The 24,943-nt window shown below is 68.0% G+C and carries 27 protein-coding genes; 15 read left to right on the forward strand and 12 right to left on the reverse strand.

Going from position 1 to position 24,943, the window contains the following annotated elements:
* Position 1: 1 nt before the first annotated feature.
* The 5 genes from AC1RJ5_RS02760 to AC1RJ5_RS02780 are packed head-to-tail and all read left to right on the forward strand — an operon-like array spanning position 2 to position 5,306.
* Positions 2–454, forward strand: a complete 453-nt coding sequence (locus AC1RJ5_RS02760) for an NfeD family protein (RefSeq protein ID WP_184166595.1) — start codon at positions 2–4, stop codon at positions 452–454.
* Between the two features lie 25 nt (positions 455–479).
* On the forward strand, positions 480–2,300 hold the full coding sequence (locus AC1RJ5_RS02765) for a DUF885 domain-containing protein (RefSeq protein WP_493111570.1): 1,821 nt from the start codon (positions 480–482) through the stop codon (positions 2,298–2,300).
* Between the two features lie 56 nt (positions 2,301–2,356).
* The gene (locus AC1RJ5_RS02770) at positions 2,357–2,674 is read left to right on the forward strand and encodes a ribosomal maturation YjgA family protein (protein WP_493111573.1); all 318 of its coding nucleotides are present in this window, start codon (positions 2,357–2,359) and stop codon (positions 2,672–2,674) included.
* A gap of 33 nt (positions 2,675–2,707) precedes the next feature.
* Positions 2,708–3,541, forward strand: coding sequence for a helix-turn-helix transcriptional regulator (locus AC1RJ5_RS02775; RefSeq protein ID WP_342251046.1), 834 nt, complete (start codon positions 2,708–2,710; stop codon positions 3,539–3,541).
* Between the two features lie 22 nt (positions 3,542–3,563).
* Entirely contained in the window at positions 3,564–5,306 is a 1,743-nt protein-coding gene (locus tag AC1RJ5_RS02780) for a serine hydrolase domain-containing protein (RefSeq protein WP_493111575.1), read from the forward strand.
* Between the two features lie 41 nt (positions 5,307–5,347).
* Here AC1RJ5_RS02780 and AC1RJ5_RS02785 read toward each other — a convergent pair whose 3' ends face one another.
* From AC1RJ5_RS02785 to AC1RJ5_RS02795, 3 genes are read right to left on the reverse strand one after another with little or no spacing between them, the layout of a single operon-like run.
* The gene (locus AC1RJ5_RS02785; protein WP_184166609.1) at positions 5,348–5,668 is read right to left on the reverse strand and encodes a hypothetical protein; all 321 of its coding nucleotides are present in this window, start codon (positions 5,666–5,668) and stop codon (positions 5,348–5,350) included.
* A gap of 39 nt (positions 5,669–5,707) precedes the next feature.
* A complete protein-coding gene (locus AC1RJ5_RS02790; protein ID WP_269575200.1) occupies positions 5,708–6,175 on the reverse strand; it encodes a hypothetical protein in 468 nt (155 codons plus the stop codon).
* A 38-nt stretch (positions 6,176–6,213) separates the two neighbouring features.
* Positions 6,214–7,824: a phosphoenolpyruvate carboxykinase gene (locus AC1RJ5_RS02795; protein ID WP_493111578.1), complete on the reverse strand. Its 1,611-nt coding sequence runs from the start codon at positions 7,822–7,824 to the stop codon at positions 6,214–6,216.
* Between the two features lie 188 nt (positions 7,825–8,012).
* Between AC1RJ5_RS02795 and AC1RJ5_RS02800 the strand changes: the two genes are divergently transcribed.
* The 6 genes from AC1RJ5_RS02800 to AC1RJ5_RS02825 are packed head-to-tail and all read left to right on the forward strand — an operon-like array spanning position 8,013 to position 12,301.
* On the forward strand, positions 8,013–8,720 hold the full coding sequence (locus tag AC1RJ5_RS02800) for a response regulator transcription factor (RefSeq protein WP_184166614.1): 708 nt from the start codon (positions 8,013–8,015) through the stop codon (positions 8,718–8,720).
* Positions 8,689–10,269 (forward strand): sensor histidine kinase, encoded by a 1,581-nt coding sequence (locus AC1RJ5_RS02805; protein WP_269575199.1) that lies wholly within the window; start codon positions 8,689–8,691, stop codon positions 10,267–10,269. Before AC1RJ5_RS02800 ends, AC1RJ5_RS02805 begins: the two co-directional genes overlap by 32 nt.
* Positions 10,269–10,697 carry a phosphoenolpyruvate carboxykinase (ATP) gene (locus AC1RJ5_RS02810; RefSeq protein ID WP_269575198.1) on the forward strand — a complete coding sequence of 143 codons (429 nt, stop codon included), beginning with the start codon at positions 10,269–10,271 and terminating at the stop codon, positions 10,695–10,697. The genes AC1RJ5_RS02805 and AC1RJ5_RS02810 overlap by 1 nt, the downstream gene beginning before the upstream one ends.
* Entirely contained in the window at positions 10,694–11,623 is a 930-nt protein-coding gene (gene rapZ / locus AC1RJ5_RS02815) for an RNase adapter RapZ (RefSeq protein ID WP_269575197.1), read from the forward strand. The genes AC1RJ5_RS02810 and rapZ overlap by 4 nt, the downstream gene beginning before the upstream one ends.
* Position 11,624: 1 nt before the next feature.
* Positions 11,625–12,032, forward strand: a complete 408-nt coding sequence (locus AC1RJ5_RS02820; RefSeq protein ID WP_184166625.1) for a PTS sugar transporter subunit IIA — start codon at positions 11,625–11,627, stop codon at positions 12,030–12,032.
* Positions 12,029–12,301, forward strand: coding sequence for an HPr family phosphocarrier protein (locus AC1RJ5_RS02825; protein WP_184166628.1), 273 nt, complete (start codon positions 12,029–12,031; stop codon positions 12,299–12,301). Before AC1RJ5_RS02820 ends, AC1RJ5_RS02825 begins: the two co-directional genes overlap by 4 nt.
* An 11-nt stretch (positions 12,302–12,312) precedes the next feature.
* Here the strand turns inward: AC1RJ5_RS02825 and AC1RJ5_RS02830 are convergent, their stop codons facing one another.
* Positions 12,313–13,005, reverse strand: coding sequence for a hypothetical protein (locus tag AC1RJ5_RS02830; protein ID WP_493111582.1), 693 nt, complete (start codon positions 13,003–13,005; stop codon positions 12,313–12,315).
* A 104-nt stretch (positions 13,006–13,109) separates the two neighbouring features.
* On the opposite strand from AC1RJ5_RS02830, the gene AC1RJ5_RS02835 reads away from it, so the two are divergent.
* Positions 13,110–13,910 (forward strand): TrmH family RNA methyltransferase, encoded by an 801-nt coding sequence (locus AC1RJ5_RS02835; RefSeq protein WP_269575195.1) that lies wholly within the window; start codon positions 13,110–13,112, stop codon positions 13,908–13,910.
* A gap of 75 nt (positions 13,911–13,985) precedes the next feature.
* Positions 13,986–14,693: an META domain-containing protein gene (locus tag AC1RJ5_RS02840; RefSeq protein WP_493111585.1), complete on the forward strand. Its 708-nt coding sequence runs from the start codon at positions 13,986–13,988 to the stop codon at positions 14,691–14,693.
* Positions 14,694–14,733: 40 nt separating this feature from the next.
* Here AC1RJ5_RS02840 and AC1RJ5_RS02845 read toward each other — a convergent pair whose 3' ends face one another.
* From AC1RJ5_RS02845 to recR, 4 genes are all read right to left on the reverse strand, one after another.
* Entirely contained in the window at positions 14,734–15,414 is a 681-nt protein-coding gene (locus AC1RJ5_RS02845; RefSeq protein ID WP_493111587.1) for a tetratricopeptide repeat protein, read from the reverse strand.
* Positions 15,415–15,480: 66 nt separating this feature from the next.
* Positions 15,481–16,797: a DNA recombination protein RmuC gene (locus AC1RJ5_RS02850; protein ID WP_269576443.1), complete on the reverse strand. Its 1,317-nt coding sequence runs from the start codon at positions 16,795–16,797 to the stop codon at positions 15,481–15,483.
* Between the two features lie 215 nt (positions 16,798–17,012).
* The gene (gene def / locus AC1RJ5_RS02855; RefSeq protein ID WP_184166642.1) at positions 17,013–17,540 is read right to left on the reverse strand and encodes a peptide deformylase; all 528 of its coding nucleotides are present in this window, start codon (positions 17,538–17,540) and stop codon (positions 17,013–17,015) included.
* A 198-nt stretch (positions 17,541–17,738) separates the two neighbouring features.
* The gene (gene recR / locus AC1RJ5_RS02860) at positions 17,739–18,335 is read right to left on the reverse strand and encodes a recombination mediator RecR (protein ID WP_184166645.1); all 597 of its coding nucleotides are present in this window, start codon (positions 18,333–18,335) and stop codon (positions 17,739–17,741) included.
* A 142-nt stretch (positions 18,336–18,477) separates the two neighbouring features.
* Here recR and fmt point away from each other — a divergent pair, with 142 nt between their 5' ends.
* The gene (fmt, locus tag AC1RJ5_RS02865) at positions 18,478–19,386 is read left to right on the forward strand and encodes a methionyl-tRNA formyltransferase (RefSeq protein WP_493111590.1); all 909 of its coding nucleotides are present in this window, start codon (positions 18,478–18,480) and stop codon (positions 19,384–19,386) included.
* Positions 19,383–20,123 (forward strand): tRNA pseudouridine(38-40) synthase TruA, encoded by a 741-nt coding sequence (gene truA, locus AC1RJ5_RS02870; protein ID WP_493111592.1) that lies wholly within the window; start codon positions 19,383–19,385, stop codon positions 20,121–20,123. Before fmt ends, truA begins: the two co-directional genes overlap by 4 nt.
* Here truA and AC1RJ5_RS02875 read toward each other — a convergent pair.
* The 4 genes from AC1RJ5_RS02875 to ilvD all read right to left on the reverse strand — a co-directional run bounded on the left by AC1RJ5_RS02875 (position 20,120) and on the right by ilvD (position 24,861).
* Complete coding sequence (locus AC1RJ5_RS02875; protein WP_493111594.1) at positions 20,120–21,310, reverse strand: class I SAM-dependent RNA methyltransferase; 1,191 nt, start codon at positions 21,308–21,310, stop codon at positions 20,120–20,122. The two genes, truA and AC1RJ5_RS02875, sit on opposite strands and share 4 nt — an antisense overlap.
* On the reverse strand, positions 21,301–22,698 hold the full coding sequence (locus tag AC1RJ5_RS02880; protein WP_342251340.1) for an NAD(P)H-hydrate dehydratase: 1,398 nt from the start codon (positions 22,696–22,698) through the stop codon (positions 21,301–21,303). Before AC1RJ5_RS02880 ends, AC1RJ5_RS02875 begins: the two co-directional genes overlap by 10 nt.
* The gene (locus tag AC1RJ5_RS02885) at positions 22,695–23,078 is read right to left on the reverse strand and encodes a hypothetical protein (protein ID WP_342251339.1); all 384 of its coding nucleotides are present in this window, start codon (positions 23,076–23,078) and stop codon (positions 22,695–22,697) included. The genes AC1RJ5_RS02880 and AC1RJ5_RS02885 overlap by 4 nt, the downstream gene beginning before the upstream one ends.
* Before the next feature lie 61 nt (positions 23,079–23,139).
* Entirely contained in the window at positions 23,140–24,861 is a 1,722-nt protein-coding gene (gene ilvD / locus AC1RJ5_RS02890) for a dihydroxy-acid dehydratase (protein WP_493111597.1), read from the reverse strand.
* Positions 24,862–24,943: the final 82 nt, after the last annotated feature.

A 24,943-nucleotide genomic window follows, 5' to 3' on the forward strand; every position in this document is an offset into this window, starting at 1 on the left:
GATGAACCTGCAGGAGCTGCTCACCGTGAACACCGGCCTCGCCTGGCTGATCCTGGCGGCGCTGCTGGCCATCGCCGAGCTGCTGGCGCCGGGCATCTTCCTGGTGTTCATCGCCGCCGGCGCCGCGATCACCGGCATCGTCACATTGCTGGTGCCGGGCTTCGACCTGGTGTTCGAAGTGTTCCTGTTCGCCGCGGCATCGGCGGCGGCGGTGGCGCTCGGGCGCGGCTGGTATCGCAGCAACCCGGTGCCGAGCGCCGACCCGCTGCTCAACGACCGCGTCGCCCGGCTGGTCGGCCAGGTCGTCACCGTGGTCGAGCCGATCACCGCCGGCCAGGGCCGGGTGAAGGTGGGCGACGGCGAATGGCCGGCCAATGGCCCGGACACCCCCGCCGGCGCGCATGTCCGCATCACCGGCGCCCGCGACGGCTCGCTCGACGTCGAGCCGGCCTGAAGACTTTCGTTTCGAGGAAAATTGCATGGATACCACTCGTCGCCAGTTGTTGCTTGGCGCAGGCTCGACTCTGGCGCTCGCCGGCATGCCCGCTACGGCCCGCGCGTTCGCCGCCGGGAATGACGCGCCCGCCCAGGCGCTGCTCGACCGGGTCGCCGAGCAGATGCTGCGCGACTATCCCGAGACCGCGACCACGCTGGGCGTAGACAAGGACAAGCGCGCCAACCTGAAGCACCAGCTGATGGACCGCTCGGCCAAGGGCCAGGCGAAGATCGCCGCGAACCTGAAAAAGGCGCTGGCCGACATCGCCAGGCTCGACCTGAACGCGCTGAGCCCGGCGATGCGCACCAATATCGACGTTATCCAGGCGAGCTTCTCCAACGCGCTCAAGGGTTTCGGCTTCGGCTATGGCGATGTCGCGACCGGCAGCTGGCGCAACTCGCCCTATGTGGTGGTGCAGAATGTCGGCGCCTTCCTCGACACCCCGCGCATGCTCGACAGCGACCACCAGATCGCCGTGCCCGAGGATGCGGAGGGCTATCTCGACCGGCTGGAGAGCTATGCCGAGCAGCTGGACGGCGAGACCGAGCGGCTCAGGATCGCTGCCGCCAAGGGCGTGATCGCGCCCGACTTCCTGCTCGACAAATGCCTGAAGCAGATCAGGCAGGCGCGCAGCGGCGATCCGGCCGGCTGGGGCGTGGTCACCTCGCTGGCGAACCGCACCGCGGGGATGGACGGCGATTTCGGCGAGCGCGCCTGGCTGCTCGCCAAGGACAAGCTTACCCCGGCCCTGGATCGCCAGATCGCGGAGCTGGAGAAGCATCGCAAGCGCGCGACCAGCGATGCCGGCGTGTGGAAGTTCAGGGACGGCGACGCCTATTACGCCTGGGCGCTGAGCGCCGGCACCACCACGACGATGACGCCCGACGAAGTCCACCAGATGGGCCTCGACCAGCTGGCCAGGATCCAGTCCGAGATGGACGCGATCCTCAAGAAGGAAGGCTATTCTCAGGGCTCGGTCGGCGCGCGGATGGAAGCTTTGGGCAAGGATTCGCGCTTCACCTTCCCCGACAATGACGCCGGCCGTGCCGAGATCATCAAGTTCATGCAGGAGCGCGTGAACGACATTCGCGGGCGGATGCCGCAGGCGTTCCACACGCTGGTGAAGGGCAATCTCGAGGTCCGCCGCCTGCCGCTGGAAGAGGAGCCCGGCGCACCCGGCGCCTATGGCGGCGCGGGCTCGATCGACGGCACCGTGCCGGGCAAGATCTGGCTCAACCTGCGCACTACCGCGCTGCACACGAAGTTCAGCCTGCCCGACCTTGCCTATCATGAGGGCATTCCGGGGCATGTGTGGCAGGGCGAATATGCCAACCGGATGCCGCTGATCCGCAGCATCCTGGCGTTCAACGCCTATTCGGAAGGCTGGGCGCTCTACGCCGAGCAGCTGGCCGACGAGCTGGGCGTCTATGCCGAGAACCCGGCGGAGAAGCTCGGCTATCTCCAGTCGCTGGGCTTCCGCGCTTGCCGCCTGGTCGTCGATACCGGGCTGCATGCCAAGCGCTGGAGCCGGCAGAAGGCGATCGAGTGGTTCGTCACCGCCAATGGCTCCTCGGTCGAGGAAGTCTCGGGCGAAGTCGACCGCTATTGCTCGTGGCCGGGCCAGGCCTGCGGCTACAAGGTGGGGCATAGCGAGATCAATCGCCTGCGCGACAAGGCCAAGGGCGCGCTGGGCGACCGCTACGACTTCCGCGCCTTCAACGATGCCGTGGTGCTCGGCGGGAACGTGCCGATGACCGTGCTCGGCCATGTGATCGACCGGCATATCGCGGAGCGTAAGGCCTGACGCTGGGCCTGACCTGGCGCTGGGGCTATGCGCTCGCCGCGCTCCTGCTGTTCGCGGTGGAGGTGGCGATCGCGCTGTTCGTGCGCGATCGCTTCGTGCGGCCCTATCTGGGCGACGTGCTGGCGGTGATCCTGGTCTATTGCGGGCTGCGGGCGGTGCTGCCGCTCCGGTCCCTGCCCGCCGCCCTGAGCGCCTTCGCGATCGGCGCGGCGATCGAGATCGGGCAGGCGGCGCATGTGCTCGACCTGCTCGGGGTGCAGAACCGGGTGATCCGCGTGGTGCTGGGCGGCAGCTTCGAATGGCTCGACTTCCTGGCCTATGCCGCCGGTGCCGGGATCGCACTGGTGGTTGATCGGCGCGTGTTATACAGATAACACAGCAAGAAACCGGATCGGGGATCGGCAACAGTGGCTTTGCGTCGGGCGCGGCATGAATTCTGGGGCGATGGCCCTGCCTATCGCGCGATCGGCGGCTTCACCTATCACCGCCTCGCCGCCACCGCGCCCGAGCATGAAGTCGAGACGCACACGCATGACGAGGCGCATTTCGTGCTCGTCCTGTCGGGCGGCTACAAATCCTCTGCCAGGGACGCACCGGCGGTGTCGCGCACGCCGCTCCTGGTGTTCAATCCACCCGGCACCACGCACCGCGACCGTTTCCATCAGGGCCAGGGCAGCTTCCTCGCCATCTCGGGTGGTTATGAGCGCGGCGAAGGCCCGGCGGTGCGCGTGCTCGATCCCTATGCGATCTGGACCGCGCATGCCGTGGCGGCGCAGTTCGACCGGTCGGCACCCTCCCCGCTCGCCTTTGACGGGCGGGCGCACCAGCTGGTCGCCACGATGCAGCCGCTCTCCTCGGACGAAGCCCGCAACGCCAGCAAGCCGCCGAGCTGGCTGAAGCGCGTGTTCGAGATGACCTTCACCGCCGACGATCCCGAGCTGAGCGTCGCCGACCTCGCCGCCGAGGCGGGCGTGCATCCGGTGCATCTGGCGCGGGTCTTCCGCCGCTATCTCCACTGCACCCCGGGCGAGCATCTGCGCGGGCGTCGGCTCGAGCGCGCGGCGGCGATGCTGGGGAACGGCACCGCCTCGCTGGCGGAAGTCGCCTATGCGACCGGGTTCGTCGACCAGGCGCATCTCAGCCATGCCTTTCGCGACGCCTTTCGCGCCACGCCCTCACGCTGGCGGCGGGAGGTTGCGCGGATACAAGACGGCGGCGCATCGGCATCGCAGAGCGGCTGACGCAACAGATGAAAGCGTTTCGATGCGTAAAGCCCTTTTCTCCGCCCTTCTCGCCTGCGCGATGACCCTTCCCACCTCCCTTGCCGCGCAGGACGCGAAGCCGGAGCTTGTCGGCCTGTGGGCCGCGAAGAAGCGCTTCGGCCCCGATGTGCGCGGCACGCTCACCCTGGTGCGTGACGGCCCAAAATGGCGGGCCGAGATCGCCGGGCGCGAGGCGGTGGTCGAGCAGGCGGGCGACACGCTGCGCTTCACCCTGCCCGGTGAGCGCGGCAGCTTTCGCGGGCGGATCGAGGGCACCCGCATCCGCGGCCACTGGGTCCAGCCGCGCATGGCGACCAGCGGCATGCGCTTCTCGACGCCGGTGGTGCTGGAGGCGGCCGGCCCGTCGCAATGGCGCGGCGAGGTGCGGCCGCTCGACGACAGCTTCACGCTCTATCTGAAGGTGGATCGCGAGGCCGACGGCCGGCTCGGCGTGTTCATGCGCAATCCGGACCGCAATGTCGGGCGCAATGTCGACCTCAAGCATATCGAGCTGAAGGACGGGCGCGTCCGGCTGCTCGGCACACCCGGCGGGATGGCCGAGGAAGTCGAGATCGCCACCGGCAGCTTCGATGCGGAGAACAGGCTGCTCTCGATCGTCATCCCCGGGCGCGGCAACACTTATGACTTCGAGCCCGCCGACGCGCTGAGCGACTTCTATCCCCGCCCCGGCCTCATCGCGCCTTATGCCTGGCGCGCGCCGCTGGCGAAGGGCGATGGCTGGCCGGTCTCGACGCTGGCGGCGGAGAAGATCGACCGGGCGGCGATCGAGCGCTTCGTCCAGATGCTGATCGACGAGCCGATCACCTCGGTCCATTCGCAGGAGATCCATGCGGTGCTCGTTGCCCGGCACGGCAGACTGGTGCTCGAGGAATATCTCCACGGCACCGATGGCGACGCGCTGCACGACACGCGCTCGGCGGCGAAGAGCCTGACCTCGGTGCTGGTCGGCGCGGCGATGCAGGACGGTGCGCGGATCGGGCCGGAGACGCCGGTCTATGCGACGCTGGAGAAGGCGCTTCCCGCCGATCTCGATCCGCGCAAGCGGGCGATGACGCTGGGCGACCTGCTCAGCATGGCCTCGGGCTTCCACTGCGACGACCGCGATCCCAAGGCGCCGGGCAATGAGGATGTGATGCAGAGCCAGGACGCGCAGCCGGACTGGTATCGCTATGCGCTCGACCTGCCGATGGTCGCCCAGCCGGGCGGCGAACGGGTCTATTGCAGCACCAATCCCAACCTCGCCGGCGGGGTGCTGGCGAAAGTGACGGGCGAGCCGATCGAGGACAGTTTCGACCGGCTGATCGCGCGGCCGATGCAGTTCGGCCCCTATGCGCTCAACCTCCAGCCGACGGGCGAGGTCTATATGGGCGGCGGCGCGCAGTTCCGGCCGCGCGATTTCATGAAGCTCGGCCAGCTGATGCTGAACGGCGGCACCTGGCAGGGCAAGCGCATCCTGAGTGCCGACTGGGTGCACCGCGCCACCGCGCCGCGCGGGCAGTTGCGCGGGCTGCATTACGGCTATCTCTGGTGGGGGATCGACCTGCCCTGGCAGGGCCAGACGCTGCCAGCCTATTATGCGGCGGGCAATGGTGGCCAGGTGGTGATCGTGGTGCCGAAGCTGGACCTGGTCGTCGCGATCTTCGGCGGCAACTACGGGGACAAGGTGATGTACGTGCCCCAGGAGAAATACACGCCGGAGCATATCCTGCCGGCGGTGCGCTGAGCGCAGGGGCTCGCCGGCGCACGGCGAGCCCCTGCTACGGATCAGCTCTTGCCGCCGAGGAAGCCCGAAGCGAGCCCGCCGAGCTGGCCGAGCACGCCTTCGCCGTCGCCTTTCAGCAGGTTGGCGAAATGGCCGAGCGAGCCTTCGCCGCCGATATGGCCGATGATCTCCTGGAGCTTCTCGACCGGCAGCCCGGTGGCGCCGGCGGCGCCTTCGGCGGTGTCGGTGTCCATCGGATGGAACTTGGCGAGCGCCTGCACCGCCTGCTCGACATGCTCGGGCGAGAGCCCGACCTTTGCCGCGAGATTGGCGATGTCCACATTCTGCGTGACCTGGCCGAGGATGCCGTCGAGGATGCTCATACTATTACCTCCCAATGGGTGATTGGAACGGCATCGTATCTAGCACGCCGACTCGTCCGCGCCCAACGGCAATGGTGCCCGGTCCGGCGGAACGAAGCCGCGGCGCGCCGGGACGGAGAAAAGCAGCTCGCGGCTGTAGAAGCCGAGCGGCCAGTCCCGCCGCCCGACCCGCGAGCGCAGCAGCCCGTTGACCCGCTCGACCAGCCCGGTCTCGCCGGTCTGCGCCAGGAACAGGCGCACCCCGGCGACATAAGCCCGGGTGATCGTGTCGTGATAGCCGCCCTTGTCGTCATTCACCCCGCCCACGCTTTCGTTGAAGCGCGAGATCAGCCCGGCGATCTCGGCATCCACGTCCACATCTGGGCGCTCGGCGATCAGGTAGAGGCAGGCGGCGAGATGCGCCTCATGGGTCCACTCCTCCTTCGCGAGCGAACAGGCGAGCAGTCCTTCGCCGAGATGGATGATCTCGGCGTCGGTGGCGAACAGTCTTGGCGAGAACTCGGTCATCGATCGGGCTCCTATCGCCCGATCGATGACCGGGCCAGTTATGCTGTGGTTACCTGCGGTGCCGCTTCGCGCACCCCTTGATCGACATGATCCGCGAACTGGGCGAAGTTCTCGACGAACTGGTCGACGAGCCGGCCGGCCGTGGCGTCATAGTCGGCCTTGTTCGACCAGGTCGCGCGCGGATCGAGGATCGCGCTGTCCACGCCGTTGACCGCCACCGGCACCATGAACCCGAAATTCGGGTCCTTGCGGAATTCGGCCTGGGCCAGGCTGCCGTCGAGCGCGGCGTTGAGCAGCGCGCGCGTCACCTTGATCGGCATGCGCTTGATCCCCGGATCGGTGGCGCGGCCGCCGCTCCAGCCGGTGTTGACCAGCCAGCAATCGACCCCGCCCTTGGCGATCCGCTCCTTGAGCAGATTGCCGTACACTGCCGGATGGCGCGGCATGAAGGCAGCGCCGAAGCAGGTCGAGAAGGTCGCCTCGGGCTCGGTCACGCCGATCTCGGTGCCGGCCACCTTGGCGGTATAGCCCGAGAGGAAGTGGTACATCGCCTGGTCGGGCGTCAGCTTCGCGATCGGCGGCATCACCCCGAAGGCGTCCGCGGTCAGGAAGATGATGTTGCGCGGCACCGGCCCGAGATTGTGCTTGGAGGTGTTGGGGATGAAGTCGATCGGATAGGCGCCGCGGCTGTTCTCGGCCAGGCTGTTGTCCGCCAGGTCGAGCGTGCGGCTCGCCTCGTCCATCACGACATTCTCGAGCACCGTGCCGAAGCGCCTGGTGGTCGCGAAGATCTCCGGCTCGGCCTCGGCCGAGAGATTGATCATCTTGGCGTAGCAGCCGCCCTCGAAATTGAAGACGGCGGTGTCGGACCAGCCATGCTCGTCATCGCCGATGAGCGTGCGCGACGCATCGGCCGAGAGTGTGGTCTTGCCGGTGCCCGACAGGCCGAAGAACACCGCGGTGTCGCCTTCAGGTCCGATATTGGCCGAGCAGTGCATCGGCATGATGCCATCGACCGGCAGCAGATAGTTGAGCAGCCCGAAGACGCTCTTCTTCATCTCGCCGGCATAGGCGGTGCCGCCGATCAGGATCAGCTTCTCGGTGAAGTTGACCGCGATCACCGTCTCGCTGCGGGTGCCGTGGCGATCGGGATCTGCGCGGAAGCTCGGCAGGTCGATGATCGTGTATTCGGGCACGAACCCGGCCAGCTCGGCGCCCTCGGGACGGACCAGCATCGTCCGGATGAACAAATTGTGCCAGGCCAGCTCGTTGATCACGCGGACGTTGACCCGGTGCTCGGGCTGCGAGCCGCCATAGAGGTCCTGGACGAACAGCGTATCGCGATTGGCGACTTCGGCGAGGAAGTCGGCCTTGAGCGCCGCGAAATGCGCCGGACTCATGTCCTTGTTGACCTTGCCCCACCAGATGCTGTCCTCGGTGGTGGCGTCACGGACGATGAACTTGTCCTTGGCGCTGCGCCCGGTGTGCTTGCCGGTGGTGACGACCAGCGGACCGTCCTTGGCCAGCTTGCCTTCGGCGCGGGACACGGCCTGCTCGACCAGCTGGGCGGTTTCGAGATTCCAGAAAATATCGGCCCCGGTCCCGATGCCCATAGCATCGAGACCGTGGCGCGGCGTGCGCTCAGTCAAATTTGCCTCCGTCTCCAAACACCCTGTGGGTGATCTGCCCAGGCTGTTGCCGCCCGGTGCAATATTATTGCGTGGCCATAAGCCCCTGCCGAAACTAGGGTCAACCCGAGTAAACGTTGTCAGCCGATTGAGCGGCGAAGAAGTTTCGGTTACGCCGTCAAATCAATGGTTCCGAGTGTCGCAAACGCATGACCGCTACGATCGCGCTGGTCGATGATGACCGCAATATCCTCACTTCCGTCTCGATCGCCCTGCAGACCGAGGGCTTCCTGACGCGCGTCTATTCCGACGGTGAGAGCGCGCTGAAGGCGCTGATCGACAATCCGCCCGACCTGGCGGTGCTCGACATCAAGATGCCGAAGATGGACGGGCTCGAGCTGCTGCGGAAGCTGCGCGAGAAGAGCACGATTCCGGTTATCTTCCTGACCAGCAAGGACGACGAGCTCGACGAGGCACTCGGCCTGGCGATGGGCGCGGACGATTACATCGCTAAGCCGTTCAGCCAGCGCCTGCTGATCGCCCGCATCCGCGCGATCCTGCGCCGCACCGAAGCCGCGCAGCCGAGCGCGGAGGGTGGCGAGGAAGTCACCGCCGAGGCGCTGGAGCGCGGCCGGCTGACGATGGACCCGGCACGCCACCGCGTAACCTGGAACGGCACCAACGTGACGCTGACCGTCACCGAGTTCCTGATCCTCGAGACGCTGGCGCAGCGCCCGGGCATCGTGAAGACCCGCAACCAGCTGATGGATGCCGCCTATCAGGACGACATCTATGTCGACGACCGAACGATCGACAGCCACATCAAGCGCGTCCGCCGCAAATTCCGGCAAGTCGATTCGGAATTCGATGCTATCGAGACGCTCTATGGCGCGGGCTACCGGTTCTCGGACGAATAGGGACGAGCGCGACCTCGCGCTCAAATGGTCCAATCGCGTCAGCCTGACGCCGCGCATCCTCGCGGTGAACATCTTCGCGCTCGCGCTGCTGGGCGGCGGCTTCTCCTACCTCGATTCGTACCGCAGCCGCATCGTCGACAGCCGGGTTGAGCAGGCCGGGCGCGAGGTGCGGCTGATCGCCCAGGCGCTCGCCTCCGCCAAGGACGAGAAGCGCCGCGACCTGCTGGTGCTCAGCCTCGCCCGCGATACCGGCACCCGCATCCGGCTGTTCGACGAGAAGGGCAAGCTGCTTGCCGACAGCAAGGCGCTGGGCCTGCGCAACGTGGTGCTGCGCGATCCGGACAAGGATCCCTGGGGGCTGGAGGCGGCGCGCATCCTCGACGCGGTGATCGACACGGTGGCGGGTGCGGACCGCGCCCCGCTCTATCGCGAGCGCCCGGTCGACCAGGGCCTCGAATGGCCGGACGTGCGCACTGCCATGTCCGCCCATGGCACGCCGGCGACCGTATGGCGCGCGCCCGATCGCACCCCAGTGATCACCGCCGCCGCGCCGATCACCGAGCTCGGCGTGGTGATGACCACGGTGAACGCCCGCGACATCACCCAGACCGTCCGCGCCGAACGTTTCCGGCTCGGCATGGTGCTGCTGTTCGTCTCGGTCTTCTCGATCCTGCTCTCGCTGTTCCTGGCGCGGACGATCGTGCGGCCGCTGCGCCTGCTCGCCCGCGCCGCGATCCGTGTGCGGCTGGGGCGCGCGCGCGAAGTGGTGGTCCCGCGCCTGCCCGACCGCAGCGACGAGATCGGCCTGCTCGCCCGCGCGCTTTCCGACATGACCGGCGCGCTGCGCGCCCGGATCGACGCGACCGAAGCCTTTGCGGCGGACGTGACGCACGAGCTGAAGAACCCCCTGGCCTCGCTCCGCTCTGCCGTCGACAGCCTGGCGGCGGTGAAGAAGCAGGAACATCGCGACCAGCTGCTCGAGATCGTCCGCGACGACGTGCTGCGGCTCGACCGGCTGATCACCGATATCTCCGAGGCCTCGCGCCTCGACGCGCAGCTCAGCCGCGCGACCTTCGAGCCGGTGGACATCGGGGCGATGATCCGCGCGCTGCTCGACCAGCGCGAGGCACGCGGCATCCCGAACGGCATCCGCATCGCCTTTGATTGCGCGGCGGGGACCGAGCTTACCATCTTGGGCGAAGGCGCCCGGCTGGAGCGCGTGTTCGAGAATCTGATCGAGAATGCGATCTCCTTCTCGCCGACTGGAGGCCTGATCGCGATCTCCGCCTCGAGCGACGAGGAAGACCTGACTATCCGGGTGGAGGACGAAGGACCCGGCGTGCCCCAGGAAGCGCGTGAGAATATCTTCCGCCGCTTCCACTCGGTGCGCCCCCAGCAGGAGGCCTTTGGCCAGCATTCCGGACTGGGGCTTGCCATCGCCCGTACGATCGTCGAGGGCCACCAGGGGAGCATTTCAGTCGAATCGCGGGAGGATCGATTGAGCGGGGCGCGTTTCGTGGTGCGACTGCCTTTGGCGGGACGCAATTAATGGCAGAGCTGTCTTCTGAATCGATCCTCGCGGCCTGCGTGGCGATCGACGGGCGCGGCGTGCTGATCGAGGCGCGCGAGGATGCGCAGCGCGTCGACCTGCTGCTCCGGCTGCTCGATCGCGGCGCCACGCTGGTGGTCGATCCACGCACGGTCTGTGTGCGCCGGGGCAAGGCGCTCTACGCCACCGTGCCGGTGGGCCTGGGCGGCAAGGTCGAGATTCGCGGCATCGGCCCGGTGGCGATGCCCAACCTCGAGGAAGCGCCGGTCGCGCTGGTCGCGGTGGTGCTGGATGCCTCCCCGCGCCTGCCCGAGGATCGCCGCACCCGACGCATCGCCGGGGTGGACGTGCCGGTGATCGCGCTGGGCCCCAATGAGCCGTCCGCGCCGATCAAGGTGGAATATGCGCTCAAGGCGCTCGCCAAATGAGCAAGGCACGGCCGAAACAGATATTGCTCGTCACCGGCATGTCCGGCGCCGGCAAGTCGACGGTGCTGCGCACGCTCGAGGACCTGGGCTGGGAGACCGTCGACAATCTCCCGCTGCTGCTGCTCAACCGCCTGCTCGATACCGCACCTGCCGAGGCGGATGACGACCGCCCGCTGGCGATCGGCATCGGCAGCACGACGCGCGGCTTCGATCCCGAAAGCATCGTCCGCCGCATCAAGAAGCTGCGCGAGGAGCATGGCCATGATGTCGGCACGCTCTTTCTCGAATGCGCGGGCGCCGAGCTCGAGCGCCGCTATTCGGAGACGCGCCGCCGCCATCCGCTGGCGCAGGACCGCCCGGCGCAGGACGGCATCGCCCATGAGCGCGAGCTGCTCACGCCGCTGCGCCGCTGGGCGAACCGGCTGATCGACACCACCGATCTCAGCGCGAACGAACTGGCCCAGCAGATTCGCAGGACCTTCTCGGGCGAGGGCCTAGGCGAGACGGTGATCTCCGTCCTATCCTTCGGCTTCGCCCGCGGCCTGCCGCGCGACGCGGACCTGGTGTTCGACATGCGCTTCCTCAGAAACCCGCACTGGGTGCCGGAACTGCGCCCGGGCACCGGCAAGGATGCCGATGTGTCGGCCTATATCGCCGCGGATCCCGCCTATCCGGCATCGATGGAGCAGATCGAGTCGCTGCTGCTTTTGTTGCTCCCGCGTTACCAGGCCGAGGGAAAGGCGTACGTTACGATAGCGTTCGGATGCACGGGGGGCCGTCACCGCTCGGTGCATGTCGCCGAACGGATGGCCGCCCGGTTGCGCGACGCGGGTTTTTCGCCCACGGTGACGCATCGTGATACCAAGACCGCGCCGCAGGACTCGCTGGAGGGGCTACCGGTGACCGTGGCAGGGGGCGGAGTTTGAGATGATCGGTTTGGTGCTCGTGACGCACGGACGACTCGCGGAGGAGTTCGTAGTCGCGATGGAGCATGTAGTCGGGAAGCAGGAGCAGATCGCTTCGATCTGCATCGGCCCCGAGGATGACATGGAAGGTCGCCGCGCGGACATCGCGGCGGCGATCAAGGGCGTCGATTCGGGCCGCGGCGTGATCGTGCTGAGCGATCTGTTCGGTGGCACGCCTTCGAATCTCGCCATCTCGCTGATGGAAGCAGGCAAGGTGGAGGTGATCGCCGGCATCAACCTGCCGATGCTGATTCGCCTGGGCAGCGCGCGCAAGACGATGAAGGTCACCGAAGCGGTGGCCGCGGCGCGCGATGCGGGCCGCAAGTACATCACCGTCGCATCCGAAGTCCTGGGAGAGGCTGCCGCTTGAGTCGCACGATCCGAACCGTCACGATTGAGAACAAGCGCGGCTTGCACGCGCGCGCCAGCATGGCCTTCGTGACGCTTGCCACCGCCCAATCCGTGGAACTCACCGTCGAGAAGGACGGCAACACCGCCTCGGGCACGTCGATCCTCGACCTGATGATGCTCGGCGCCGCCAAGGGCGACACGATCTCGATCAGCGCCGAGGGCGATGGCGCGGACGGCGCGGTGCAGGCGCTGGTCGAGCTCGTCGAAGCGCGGTTCAACGAGGAATAGCCCTGCCCCGCTCAGGGACGGATGCCGGCATCCTCGAAATCCAGCACCACGCTTGACCGCGCGGCGATCGCCGCCCTGGTATCCGCCGCGCCACCCGCATCGCCCAGCTTCAGGCGCGCGATGCCGCGGCCATAGGCTGCGTCGACCAGCATCTTGTGCTGCATGTCGCGCATTTCCCGGTTGCCGAGCGCTTCGTTGAAATCCGCCAGCGCTTCCTTGTAGAGGCCCAGCGCCAGTTCGACACGGCCGCGATTGACCAGGGTCCAGCCTTGCCGGCCGGTGCCGTCCACCGCCGCGTTGCAATAGGGCATGGCGTTCTCGACATCGAAACCATAGCGGCCGCGGGCGAAGCACGACATGTTTGCCAGGCTCTTGTCCTCGGGGTGATCGCGGACATTGGCGTCCGCGATCGACAGCATCGCCTCGGGATGCCCGGCGGCGGCGGCAACATAGGCCTTCTGCGTAGCGGCGGAACCGCTTCTCTCCGGATGTTCGCTCGCAAGCGCGTCATAGGCCGCGTCGATCTGCTGGCGGCCCGCTGGCTCGGCGACCACGCGCTTCAACGCCCGCCAGGGCAGGCCGCACAAGCCCTTCTCCCGCTTGATATTGGCGGTCATTTCCTTCGCGCTGGTCTTGTCGCCATTGGGGAATGAACAATCCGGCGCGGCCGCGGCCGAGTACATAAGTAGCATCGCACCGATCATGACTGCCCTTCCCCCTATCTCTCCCCCCGCATAGGAACGGCCGACGCGGTCGGGCAAGTCATTCCGGTCGTGACTTCGCATCGTTCCTGGCGCAGGGATGCCGCATGCCTCGCGAGATCACTGCCTTTTCCAATCCGCTCATCAAGCGCGTCCGCAACCTTCGCGACAAGAAGCATCGCCGCGAGGAAGGGCTGTTCCTCGCCGAGGGGCTCCGCATCCTCACCGAGGCGCATGAGGCGGGTCGCGTGCCCGAATATCTGTTCTTCTCGAAGGACATGGCCGGCCATGCGCTGGTCCGCACCCTGGTCGCCGCCACCGAGGCCGCGGGCGGCTGGGCGGTCGAGACCAACAACGACATCCTCTCCAAGCTTTCGGGCAAGGACAATCCCGGTGCGGTGGTTGGCGTCTATCCCGATTTCGCCGTCACCCTGGCAGATCTCGATCGCAGCAGGTCGGGCATCTGGCTGGTCGCGGAGCGGCTGCGCGATCCGGGCAACATGGGTACGATCCTGCGCACCGCCGATGCGGTGGGCGCCGGCGGCCTGATCCTGATCGACGATTGCGTCGATCCGTTCTCCGTCGAGGCGGTGCGCGCCAGCATGGGGGCGCTGTTCACCGTGCCGGTGGCGCGGTCGAGCTGGGGCGATTTCCTCGTCTGGCTGCGCAAGGGACCCGGCCAGCTGGTCGGGCTCAGCCTCGATACCGAGCATGACTATCGCGCCCCGGTGTACCAGGCACCGACCTTCCTGCTCACCGGCAACGAGGCGCAGGGCATGCCCGGCTTCATGGCCGAAGCCTGCGACCTGCTGGTGAAGATCCCGATGCTGGGCAAGGCGGACAGCCTGAACGCCGCGATCGCCACCGCCGTCATGGCCTATGAGGTGCTCGGCCAGCAGCGAAGCTGAACGGTCGATAATCGTTACGGCCATGGAGCGTTCAGCCCGAGCCGCGCATTGTGCCTCTCAGAGAGGGAGTGAACCATGCGACTTTCGACCATCGCCGCCGCCAGCCTGATCGCGCTGACCGCCCTGCCCGCCACCGCGCAGGCCCAGGCACAGCCCGACTATCGCGCCAGCGGCACCGAGCCATTCTGGAGCCTGACGATCGGCGCGCGGACGATGCGCTTCGAGGCGCCGGGCCGCCAGCCGGTCAGCGTGGCGACGCCCAGGGTGATCCACGGCTTTGCCGGCGAGATCTGGCAGACCCGCCGGATCAACGTGAACACCAACCATATCAAGTGCTCCGACGGGATGAGCGACCGCTCCTATCCTGATACGGTGACCGTCACGGTTGACGGCCGCACCTACAAGGGCTGCGGCGGCGAGCCGACGGCCTCCGCCGGCACCAGCCTGATCGATGGCAGCTGGCGGATCGAGGCGCTGAACGGCCGCCCGGTGGCGCGTGGCACCAGCCCGACCATCGCATTCGACAATGGCCGCGTCTCGGGCAATGCCAGCTGCAACCGCTTCAACGGCAGCTTCACCTTCGCGCGCGGCCGGCTGACCACCGATCGCGTCGCCAGCACGCGGATGGCCTGTGTCGATCGTGCGCGAAACCGGCAGGAACAGGCCATCCTCGGCCTGCTCGGCGACCGGCTGGTCGTGTCGACCGGCAATCGCGGCGGCAACCGGCTCGTGCTGACCGGCGCCCGTGGCCGGACGATGACGCTGGTTCGCGGCCGACCCTGAACCTTCGCCGCCGATCGCCCGCCCCGGCCGGTCGGCGGCCTCAGCTCGCTTTCTTCTTCGCCCGCTGCTCGCTGATGTACTGCAGCTCGTCCTTCACCTTCTGGTCGTCGGGCGTCAGCTCCAGGCATTTGCGGAACAACACCTCCGCCTCGTCGAGCCGGCCCAGCTCGATCTGGTCATAGGCCATGCCGAACCAGGCGCGGCGCAACGACTTCTTCTGCCGCTCGCCACTCTCGCGCTTCGCCGCATCGGCGGCACGCGCATAGAGGTCATAGGAGCGCTGCCATTGCTTCTGCGCCTGATAGGCATAGCCGAGCTCGGAGAGATAATGCGGGTGGAGCGGCGCCATTGTCACCGCACGCTCGAGGAACAGGATCGCGCCGTCCAGCTGGCTGAGGTCGATCATCGCGAACCCCTTGCCCCATAGCGCGATGCACCAGCCGCCATCGACCAGCATCGCGTCCTTGCCGCCCGGCAGGCCGGCATAGGCAGCGGTCTCATAATCCTCGACCTGGCAGAGCTTCTGCTTCTCGCCGCGATACAGGCCCTGATACTCGACGATCAGCGGATTGAGCAGGTCGATCGCCTGCTGCGGCTGGCCGCCCTGGATCAGGCGAACCGCCTGGCCGAGCTTGTCATTGCGTGCCGTCTCGGCCGCATCCTGTGCCAGGGCCGGGCCGATCGGTGCGGCGGCGAGCATGAGTGCGAATGCCAGCTTCATCGAATTCCCCTCCGTTTCGATTCCGCACCAGCCTAGCGGCAATTTCCGGCGCCGCCATAGCCCAGCTTATTCGGCGGCCTCCGCCTCCGGTTCGCCGGCATGGCTGGCGAGCAGCTCGACCGCCGGCACCGCCTCGATCTCGCGCGCGCCGGTTTCCACGTTCAGCTCCTTGAGCTTGCGCGCCGAGACCAGCGCCCGTGTCTCCAGGCTGGTGGCGAAGGTGTTGAAGTTCTTCACCGCGGTATTGAGCCCCGAGCCGACCACGCGCAGGTCGCCCAGCGCCTTGGCCAGGCGGTCGTACAGTTCCTTGCCCAGCTCACCGATCTGCCGTGCTTCCTTGGCCAGCTTCTCCTGGCGCCACACCGCCGCGACCGTCCGCGCGATCGCGATCAAATTGGTCGGGGTGGCGAGCAGCACGCGCTTCTCGAAGGCGAAGTCCCACAGCCCGGGATCATATTCTAGCGCGGCGGACAGGAAATGCTCGCCCGGCACGAACATGATGACATAGTCCGGCGCTTCCTCGAACTGGGTCCAGTACGCCTTGTTGCCCAGCCCGTTGATATGCGCCTTCATCGCGGCGGCATGCGCGGCAAGGCCGATGCGGCGCTCTTCCTCGTCCACCGCGCCGAACGCATCCTGATAGGCGTTGAGCGAGACCTTGGCGTCGATCACCAGCGCGCGGCCGCCGGGCACCCGGACGATCGCGTCCGGACGCAGCCGCCCGCCTTCCTCTCCGGCGACGCTCACCTCGGTCTGGAAATCGGTATGCTCGGAGAGGCCACAGGTCTCGAGCACGTTGCGCAGCTGCTGCTCGCCCCAGCGGCCGCGCGACTTGGGGGCGTTGCGCAGCGAATTGACCAGCTTGGCCGCCTCCGCGCTCACCCGCTCCTGCCCGATCCGCATCTGCTCGATCTGGCCCTTGAGGTCGCCGAATGCGTCGCGCCGCTCGGCCTCGACCTTGGCGACGCCCTCCTCATAGCGCTGGAGCCGCTCGTTCACCGGCTGGAGCAGCGCCTTGAGGTTCTGGCCCGAAGTCTGCTCGGACTCCTTGAACCGCTCCTCGGCGCGCTTGAGGAACGCTTCCTGCGTCTCGGTGAGCATCGTGCCCGCCAGCTCGCGGAACTGGCCCGCCATCGCCTCGCGCGCGCCCTTGAACTCGGCGAGCCGCTCCTCGAACGCTTCCGCCTTGGTACGCAGCTCGGTCAGCTGGAGCCGGGCATCGTCGCGCTCGTCGCGCAACATCTCGGCCTGGGTACGCAGCGCCTCGACATGGCTGGCCCGCTCCTCGGCCGCGGCAAGCTCGGTGATCGCCGCCTTGAACTGCGCCTCGCGCGCGTCGCGTTCGCTGCGCATCTGCGCCGCAGGGCGCCCGCCCAGGAACATGCCGAGCCCGAGCCCGATGACGAGCGCGGCAACCGCGATCACAACCGCCACCAAATCCAAACCCAACCTCCAATATCCAGAAAAGCGCGCCAACACCCGCGGGCACACGGAACATAACTCGAACGATCGCGGGAGGACAGCGCGAATTTGCCTCGCGCAAACAAAAGCCGCGGGCGTTGCCACCCGCGGCTCGATTGCGTTCCTGGTCCTCGGGATCAGGCGGCGGCCTTGCGCGCCTTGTTGAGCTTCTTGAGGATGATGTCGCGCTTCAGGCGCGAGAGGTGATCGATGAAGACGATCCCCTGCAGATGGTCCATCTCGTGCTGGATGCAGGTGGCGAGCAGGCCCTCGAACACCTCGTCATGCGCGGCGCCCTTCTCGTCGAGCCACTTCACGCGGCAGCGCGCGGGGCGCTCGACATCGGCGAACTGCTCGGGGATCGACAGGCAGCCTTCGGTATAGACCGACTGCTCCTCGGCCGGGTCGAGGATCTCGGGGTTGATGAAGACGCGCGGCTCGCGGATCGGCTTGCCTTCCTCGTCCTCGCGCTCCTGGAGGTCCATCACGATCAGGCGCTTGGGCACGCCGACCTGGATCGCCGCAAGGCCGATGCCCGGCGCGTCATACATGGTGTCGAACATGTCCGCGATCAGGTCGCGCAGCTCGTCCGTCACCTCCGCAACGGGTTCGGAAATGAGGCGCAGGCGCGGATCGGGTATCTCGACGATGGGTAGAATTGCCATGCGGGTAATTTAGGCCCGTACGGCTTTTCGGGCAAGAGAGGGGAAAAGCCCTAGGTGCGACTTACCGCCTTTCTGTTCCCCGGCGAAGGCCGGGGCCCAGTATCGACGAACTGCCGATAGCGCGGGAGACTCACGAACTGCGTTGCAACTAGGCCCCGGCCTTCGCCGGGGAACAGCGAAAGCAATGCACCTTCCGCTCTATGCCACCGGCCGCCGCGCCCGCAGCGCCTGGGCCAGCGTGCCCTCATCGAGATAGTCGAGCTCGCCGCCCACCGGCAGGCCATGGGCGAGCTGGGTGACGCGCACCGGATAGGTCTCGATCCGCTCGGCGATATAGTGCGCGGTGGTCTGTCCCTCGAGCGTGGCGTTCATCGCCAGCACGACCTCGTCGATCCCGCCCGCGGCGATGCGCGCGACGAGCCTGTCGATCCCCAGGTCCTCGGGCCGCACCCCCTCCAGCGCCGAGAGGCGGCCGCCCAGCACATGGAAGCGCCCCGGGAACAGCCGCGAGCGATCGAGCGCCCACAGGTCCGCCACTTCCTCGACCACGCAGAGCGAGCGCACGTCGCGGCGCGGATCGGCGCAGATCTGGCAGGGATCGCAGGTATCTACATTGCCGCAGGTGCCGCAGGTGGCGAGATTGCGGCTCACCGCTCCCAGCGCGGATAGCAGGGGATCGAGCGCCGTCTCGCGCTTCTTGAGCAGATGGAGCACCGCGCGCCGGGCAGAGCGGGGCCCGAGGCCGGGCAGTCGCGACAGGGCCTGGGTGAGCGCTTCGATCTCGGGAGATGCCATGCGGGGGATGTAGCTATCCGGGAACGAAAAGGAAACTGGCCGTCATCCCGGCGAAAGCCGGGATCTCGTGCGGCTCCTTTCCCGCACCTCCGCCTGAGATCCCGGCTTTCGCCGGGATGACGGTTGGGGCTAAGGGCTCCGCATGCGAGTGATTTTCATGGGAACGCCCGAATTTGCCGTGCCGGTGCTCGATGCGCTGGTGGAAGCCGGGCACGACGTCGTGGCGGCTTACAGCCAGCCTCCGCGCGCCGGCGGGCGCCGGGGCAAGGCGCTCACGCCGTCGCCGGTGCACGCACGGGCCGAGGAACTGGGGATCGAGGTCCGCACCCCGCTGTCGTTCCGCAAGGATCCCGAGGCGCTGCCAGCCCTGCGGGCGCTGGACGCCGATGTCGCGGTGGTCGCCGCCTATGGCCTGATCCTGCCCCAGACGGTGCTCGACGCGCCGAAACATGGCTGCCTGAACGTCCATGGCTCGCTGCTGCCAAGATGGCGTGGCGCCGCGCCGATCCAGCGGGCGATCCTTGCCGGCGATGCCGAGACGGGCGTCGGCATCATGCAGATGGAGGCCGGTCTCGATACCGGCCCGGTGCGGCTGGAGGAGCGCACCCCGATCGACGGCAAGACCGCGGGCGAACTCACTGCCGAGCTGAGCGCGATGGGCGCGCGGCTGATGGTCGAAGTGCTGGCCGACCTGGGCGGGCATCCGGCTGTCGCGCAGCCCGAGCAAGGCGTCACCTATGCCTCGAAGATCGACAAGGCCGAGGCACGGCTCGATTTCACCCGGCCGGCGATCGACGTCGAGCGCCAGGTGCGGGCCTTCAATCCGGCGCCTGGGGCGTTCTTCGAGTTCGCCGACGAGCGCTTCCGGGTCCATGCGGCAGAGATCGTCGAGGATGCGGGCGCACCGGGCGTGCTGCTTGACGAAGCGCTCACCATCGCCTGCGGCGAAGGCGCGATCCGTCCCACCCTCGTCCAGCGGGCCGGACGTGGCGTCATGACGTCACGCGAGCTGCTCAATGGCCTGAAGATCCCCAAGGGCACCCGGCTTTGACGCGGTTCTCGCTGACCGTGGAATTCGACGGCCGGCCCTTCATGGGCTGGCAGCGGCAGGACCACGGCCCGAGTGTTCAGCAGGCGATCGAGGATGCCGCCTTCGCGGTCACTGGCGAGCGCGCCTCGGTCCACGCCGCCGGGCGCACCGATGCCGGCGTGCACGGCCTGGGCATGCGCGCGCATATCGATATCGAGAAGCCGATCACCGCCTTCCGGCTGATGGAAGCGCTCAATGCGCGGGTGCGGCCCAACCCGGTGGCGATCCTCGATTGCGTCGAGGTGCCGGACGATTGGCACGCCCGTTTCTCGTGCGTTGCACGCCATTATGAATACAGAATCTCAACAAGACGGGCGCCGCTCACCTGGGAAAAGGGGCTCGCCTGGCGGGTGATCCCGCCGCTCGATGCCGGGCTGATGGCCGAAGGCGCGGCGCGGTTGATCGGCCGCCACGACTTCACCACCTTCCGTTCCGCCCATTGCCAGGCCGACAGCCCGCTGCGTACGCTCGACCGGCTCGAGGTGGTGGCGGACGGCGAGCGCATCAGCGTCTTCGCCTCAGCGCGCTCGTTCCTGCATCACCAGGTCCGCTCGATGGTCGGCTGCATCGTGCTGGTCGGCCAGGGCCGCTGGACGCCCGACGACATGACCACGGCGCTCGAAGCGCGCGACCGCGCCGCGCTGGGGCTCAACGCACCGTCGGACGGGCTGTTCTTCCTGCGGGCGGATTATCCCTAGCGGCTGAACTTCGCCGCCAGCTCGACATGCGTCGACCAGCGGAACTGGCCGACCGGCTGGATCCAGTCGAGCCGATAGCCGCCTTCGCACAACATTTCCGCATCCCGTGCGAACGTATTGGGATTACAGGAAACATAGGCGATCACCGGCGCCCTGGCCTTCGCCATCTCGCCCGCCTGCTCGCGCGCGCCGGCGCGCGGCGGATCGATCACCAGCGCCTCGAACTTGTCCAGATCGGCAGCGGTCACCGGGCGGCGGAACAGGTCGCGGTGGTCGGCGAAGACCATGCGGCGCGCGCTGCCGGCCGCGGCCTTGAGCGACAGGATCGAGTCTCGCGCCGCCTCGGCCGCATAGACTTTCGCCTTGGGGAAGGCGAAGGTGAAGGTGCCAAGCCCTGCGAACAGATCGGCGACCGTGGCGGCATCCCCGGCGATTTCGCGCACCGCGGCGACCAACGCCGCTTCGCCCTCGGGCGTCGCCTGGAGGAAATTGCCCTGGGGGAACGGCACCGGCACCCCGCCCAGCGTGATGGTGACGGGATCGGGCTCCCAGCGCGCCGTCGGCCCCAGCCCCTCGTCCATCGAGAAGCGCGCGAGCTGGTGGCGATGGGCGAAGGCCGTGATCGCCTCGGCCGCGGCAAGGCCCTCGGCCTCGAGGCCATCGAGCAGCACGTCCACGCCTTGGTCGGCCTTGGCGAGATGGACGTTGATCCGCCGCGAGGTCGGCAGCAGCGCGGCGAGCAGCCCCCGCAGCGGCGCGAGCAGCGCGAACAGCTCGGAATCGAGGACATGGCACTCCGCCAGGTCGATCAGGGTATGGCTGCCCTGCCCGGTGAAGCCGAGCAGCACCTGGCGACCGCGACGCTCGGCATGGAGCGTGGCGCGGCGGCGGGTCCGGGGCGGCGAGAGCGCGGGCGGGCGGATCTCGGTCACCAGCTTGTGCTGCGCGAGCGCACCGGCGATTCGATCGACGATGAACCCGCTCCAGGCGATGTCGTCGAGATGCTGGAGCTGGCAGCCGCCGCATTCCGGGAAGTGCCGGCAGGGCGGCTCCTGGTGGTGCGGCCCGCGGGTGATCGCGCCGTGCGCGTCGACCATGTCGCCTGGGGCGGTGAAAGGCACGAAGCGGCCATCGGCGGTAACGCCCTCGCCGCGCCCCGCGATGCGGAGGACTTCGCTTACAGACATTCGGAGATCGCTTGGGGAAGATGCATCGGCAGCGCATCGGCGATGAAGGCCGGTCCTGCAAGTGCCGCCGCGCGCGCATGGAGCCAGACGGCAGCTTCGGCGGCCTGTTTGTTGCCGCCCGCCACCTGCGCCGCGAGCGTGCCGGCGAGCACGTCGCCGGTGCCGGCGGTGGAGAGCCAGGACGAAGCGCGCGACAGCACCCGCACTTCGCCGCGCGGAGTGGCGATCACCGTGTCGGCGCCCTTGTGGATCACGGTCACGCGCGCTTCGGCAGCGGCCATCAGCGTGCGGGTAATCTTGTCGCCCTCGCCTCCCTCGAACATCCGGTCGAACTCGCCCGAATGCGGGGTGAGCCAGGTCGCAGCGGTGCGGCGCTGGAGCCAGGCCGCGGCGGACTTGCCGAGCAGGGTAAGCGCGTCGCCGTCGAGGATCAGCGGGAGATTGGCGTTCAGCGCTGCCTTGAGCAGTCCCTCGGCCCGGCGGTCGCGCCCAAGGCCCGGGCCGACCACCACCGCGCCGATGCGGGTCTCGGTCAGGAAATCGGCGAGATCGTCACCGCTCGCGATGCGCTGGCGGACGAGCGCGTCCGGTCCGCCGCTGGTCTCGCCGGCGCTGGCCAGCACGGTATAGCCCGCCCCGCCTGCCATCGCGGCGTGGGCAGCCAGCCGCGCGGCACCGGGCATGTCGCCCTCGACCACCACGACCAGCCCGCGGCTGTACTTGTGCGCCCACGCGCCCGGCGCCGCCAGTTGCGGCCGCGATACGCTGCGCCACGGGCTCTCCACCGGAATGCCGATATCGGCAAGCAGCACATGCCCGCAGCGCTCCAGCCCCTTGTCGAGCAGATGCGCCGGCTTGAGCGCGCCCAACGCCAGCGTCGCGCTGATCCCCCTCGGCACGCCGAGATCGGCACCGGTATCGGTAGCAAGGCCCGAGGGCAGGTCGATCGCAAGGCTGAACCGGGCGGCGGCAACCAGTTCGGCCAGCACCGGCGCGATCCCGCGTTCGAGCGGGCGGGTGAGCCCGGTGCCGAACAGCCCATCGACCAGCACCGGCCGTGGTCGCGCCTGGTAGAGCGAGCCCACCTCCCCGTCCCAGCGGCCATGCATCGCCCGCGCGGCGCCCGTGCCCGGCTCGCCCGAGGCGGCAATGGCGACGTCATGGCCGGCTGCCTTCAACAGGCGCGCGGCGACATAGGCGTCCCCGCCATTATTGCCCGGTCCGGCCAGCACCAGGACCGGAGCGCCCTGGGCGAAGCGGGCGACTTCGCGCGCAACGGCGGCACCCGCGCGCTCCATCACGTCTTCCTGGGGCTCGCGCCGGAACACCGCCTCCTCGGCGGCGCGCATCTGGGCGGCGGTTACGATCGGTGCGCCGGGCGGGATCATTCGCCCGGTTTGGCCCCGCGCACCGTCGCAGGCAAGCGGTAGCGCGCACCGCCGATCGCGACTTCGATCTGGTCGGGCGCGAGGATCGTCACCTCGGCCTTCTCGGCACCGTCGGCGGCGATCACCCCGCGGCCGTCGGTGGTGACCAGCAGCCGCCGGAACCCGCCGTCCGGGTGGCGCAGCGTGAGGAACAGCCCGTCCTGCGACTGGGTGCGGTCGATCGTGCAGGCATAGGAGAAGCTCTCGGCCCCCGGCGGCGCGCACTCCACGCGGCCCTCGGCCCTTTCCATCTTCTCGGCATGGATCTCGTTGCGGGCCTCGGCGGCCTTGTCGCGGACCTGGGTATTGCAGGCAGTCAGGGAAAGAAGGGCCGCGAGCATGGATGCCCGTCGTGCCCTTCCCCTCTCCCCAGCCCTCTCTCCACCGAGAGGGCGAACTTGATCAGATATCGGCAAAGACATGGGTTTCGGCGCTGGCTCCGGGATGCGTGACCGCCCCCTTATAGGCCGGGCCGACATTTTGCGAGAAGCGCCACAGCGCGCCCGCCTGATAGTCGTTCATCCGCGGCTGCCACTTCGCCCGGCGCGCGGCCAGCACGTCCTCGGGGACGTTCAGATCAACCGTGCCGGCCTCGGCATCGATGCTGATCTCGTCGCCGTCCTCGACCAGCGCGATAGGACCGCCCTCGGCCGCCTCGGGGCCGACATGGCCGATGCAGAAGCCGCGCGTGCCACCCGAGAAGCGGCCGTCGGTGATCAGCGCCACCTTCTCGCCCAGCCCCTGGCCGTAGAGCGCCGCGGTGGTCGACAGCATCTCGCGCATGCCCGGGCCGCCCTTGGGCCCTTCATAGCGGATAACGACGACCGTCCCCTCGGTGATCGCATTGGCCTCGACCGCGGCGAAGGCATCCTCCTCCCGCTCGAACACCTTGGCGGTGCCGGTGAACTGGAGACGCTTCATGCCCGCCACCTTCACGATCGCCCCCTCGGGCGCGAGGCTGCCGCGCAGGCCGACCACGCCGCCCGTCGGGGTGATCGGCGTCTTGGCGTCATAGATGACCTTCTGGTCGGGGTTCCAGGTCACTTCCTCGATATTCTCGCCCAGCGACTTGCCGGTCACCGTCAGGCAATCGAGGTGGAGGAAGCCTTCCGCCGCCAGCGTCTTCATCAGCATGTAGATGCCGCCCGCCTCGTGCATGTCGCGCGCGACATAACGGCCGCCGGGCTTGAGATCGGCGATGTACGGCGTGGTCTTGAAGATCTCGGCGACGTCGAACAGGTCGAAATCGATGCCGCACTCGTTCGCCATCGCCGGCAGGTGCAGCGCGCCGTTGGTCGAGCCGCCGGTCGCCGCGACGATGCGCGCGGCATTCTCGAACGCCTCGCGGGTGCAGATGTCGCGCGGGCGGATCTGCTTCTCGATCAGCGTCATCACCTGACGGCCCGCCGCAATCGCGATCTCTTCACGCGACTTGTAAGGAGCAGGTGCCATATTGCTGTTCGGCAACGACAAACCGATAGCCTCGGCCACACAGGCCATGGTGTTCGCCGTGTACTGGCCACCGCAGGCGCCATGCCCCGGGCACGCCGCCTTCTCGATCGCGGTGACTTCGGACAGCGGGCATTTGCCGGCGGCATAGCGGCCAACCACCTCGAACACGTCGATGACGGTGAGGTCGCGCTCCTGATAGCGGCCCGGCAGGATCGAGCCGCCATAGACGAAGATCGACGGCACGTTGAGGCGCAGCATCGCCATCATCATGCCCGGCAGCGACTTGTCGCAGCCCGCGAAGGTGACGAGCGCGTCATAGCAATGTCCGCGCACCGAAAGCTCGACCGAATCGGCGATGACCTCGCGGCTGACCAGCGAGGACTTCATCCCCTGGTGCCCCATCGCGATGCCGTCGGTCACGGTGATCGTGTTGAAGCGCCGCGGCATGCCGCCCGCCTCGTTCACGCCGATGCGGCACCAATCGGCCTGCTGGTCGAGCGTGGTGTTGCACGGCGCGCTGTCATTGCCCGCCGAGGCGATGCCGACGAACGGCCGGGCGATCTCCTCCTCGGTGAGGCCCATGGCGTAGTAATAGCTGCGGTGCGGGGCGCTCTCGACGCCGACGGAAACGTAGCGGCTGGGGAGCTTGGACTTGTCGAATCGCTTGGTCATGATGCGCAAGCCTATGTCGCCAGAAGGCACTTTTACGCAAGACTATTGCGCAAACTTTTTGTGGCGGGTCGGAAAGCGGAAC

It is taken from the genome of Sphingomonas sp. GW822-FHT03G08 (genome assembly GCF_058801135.1).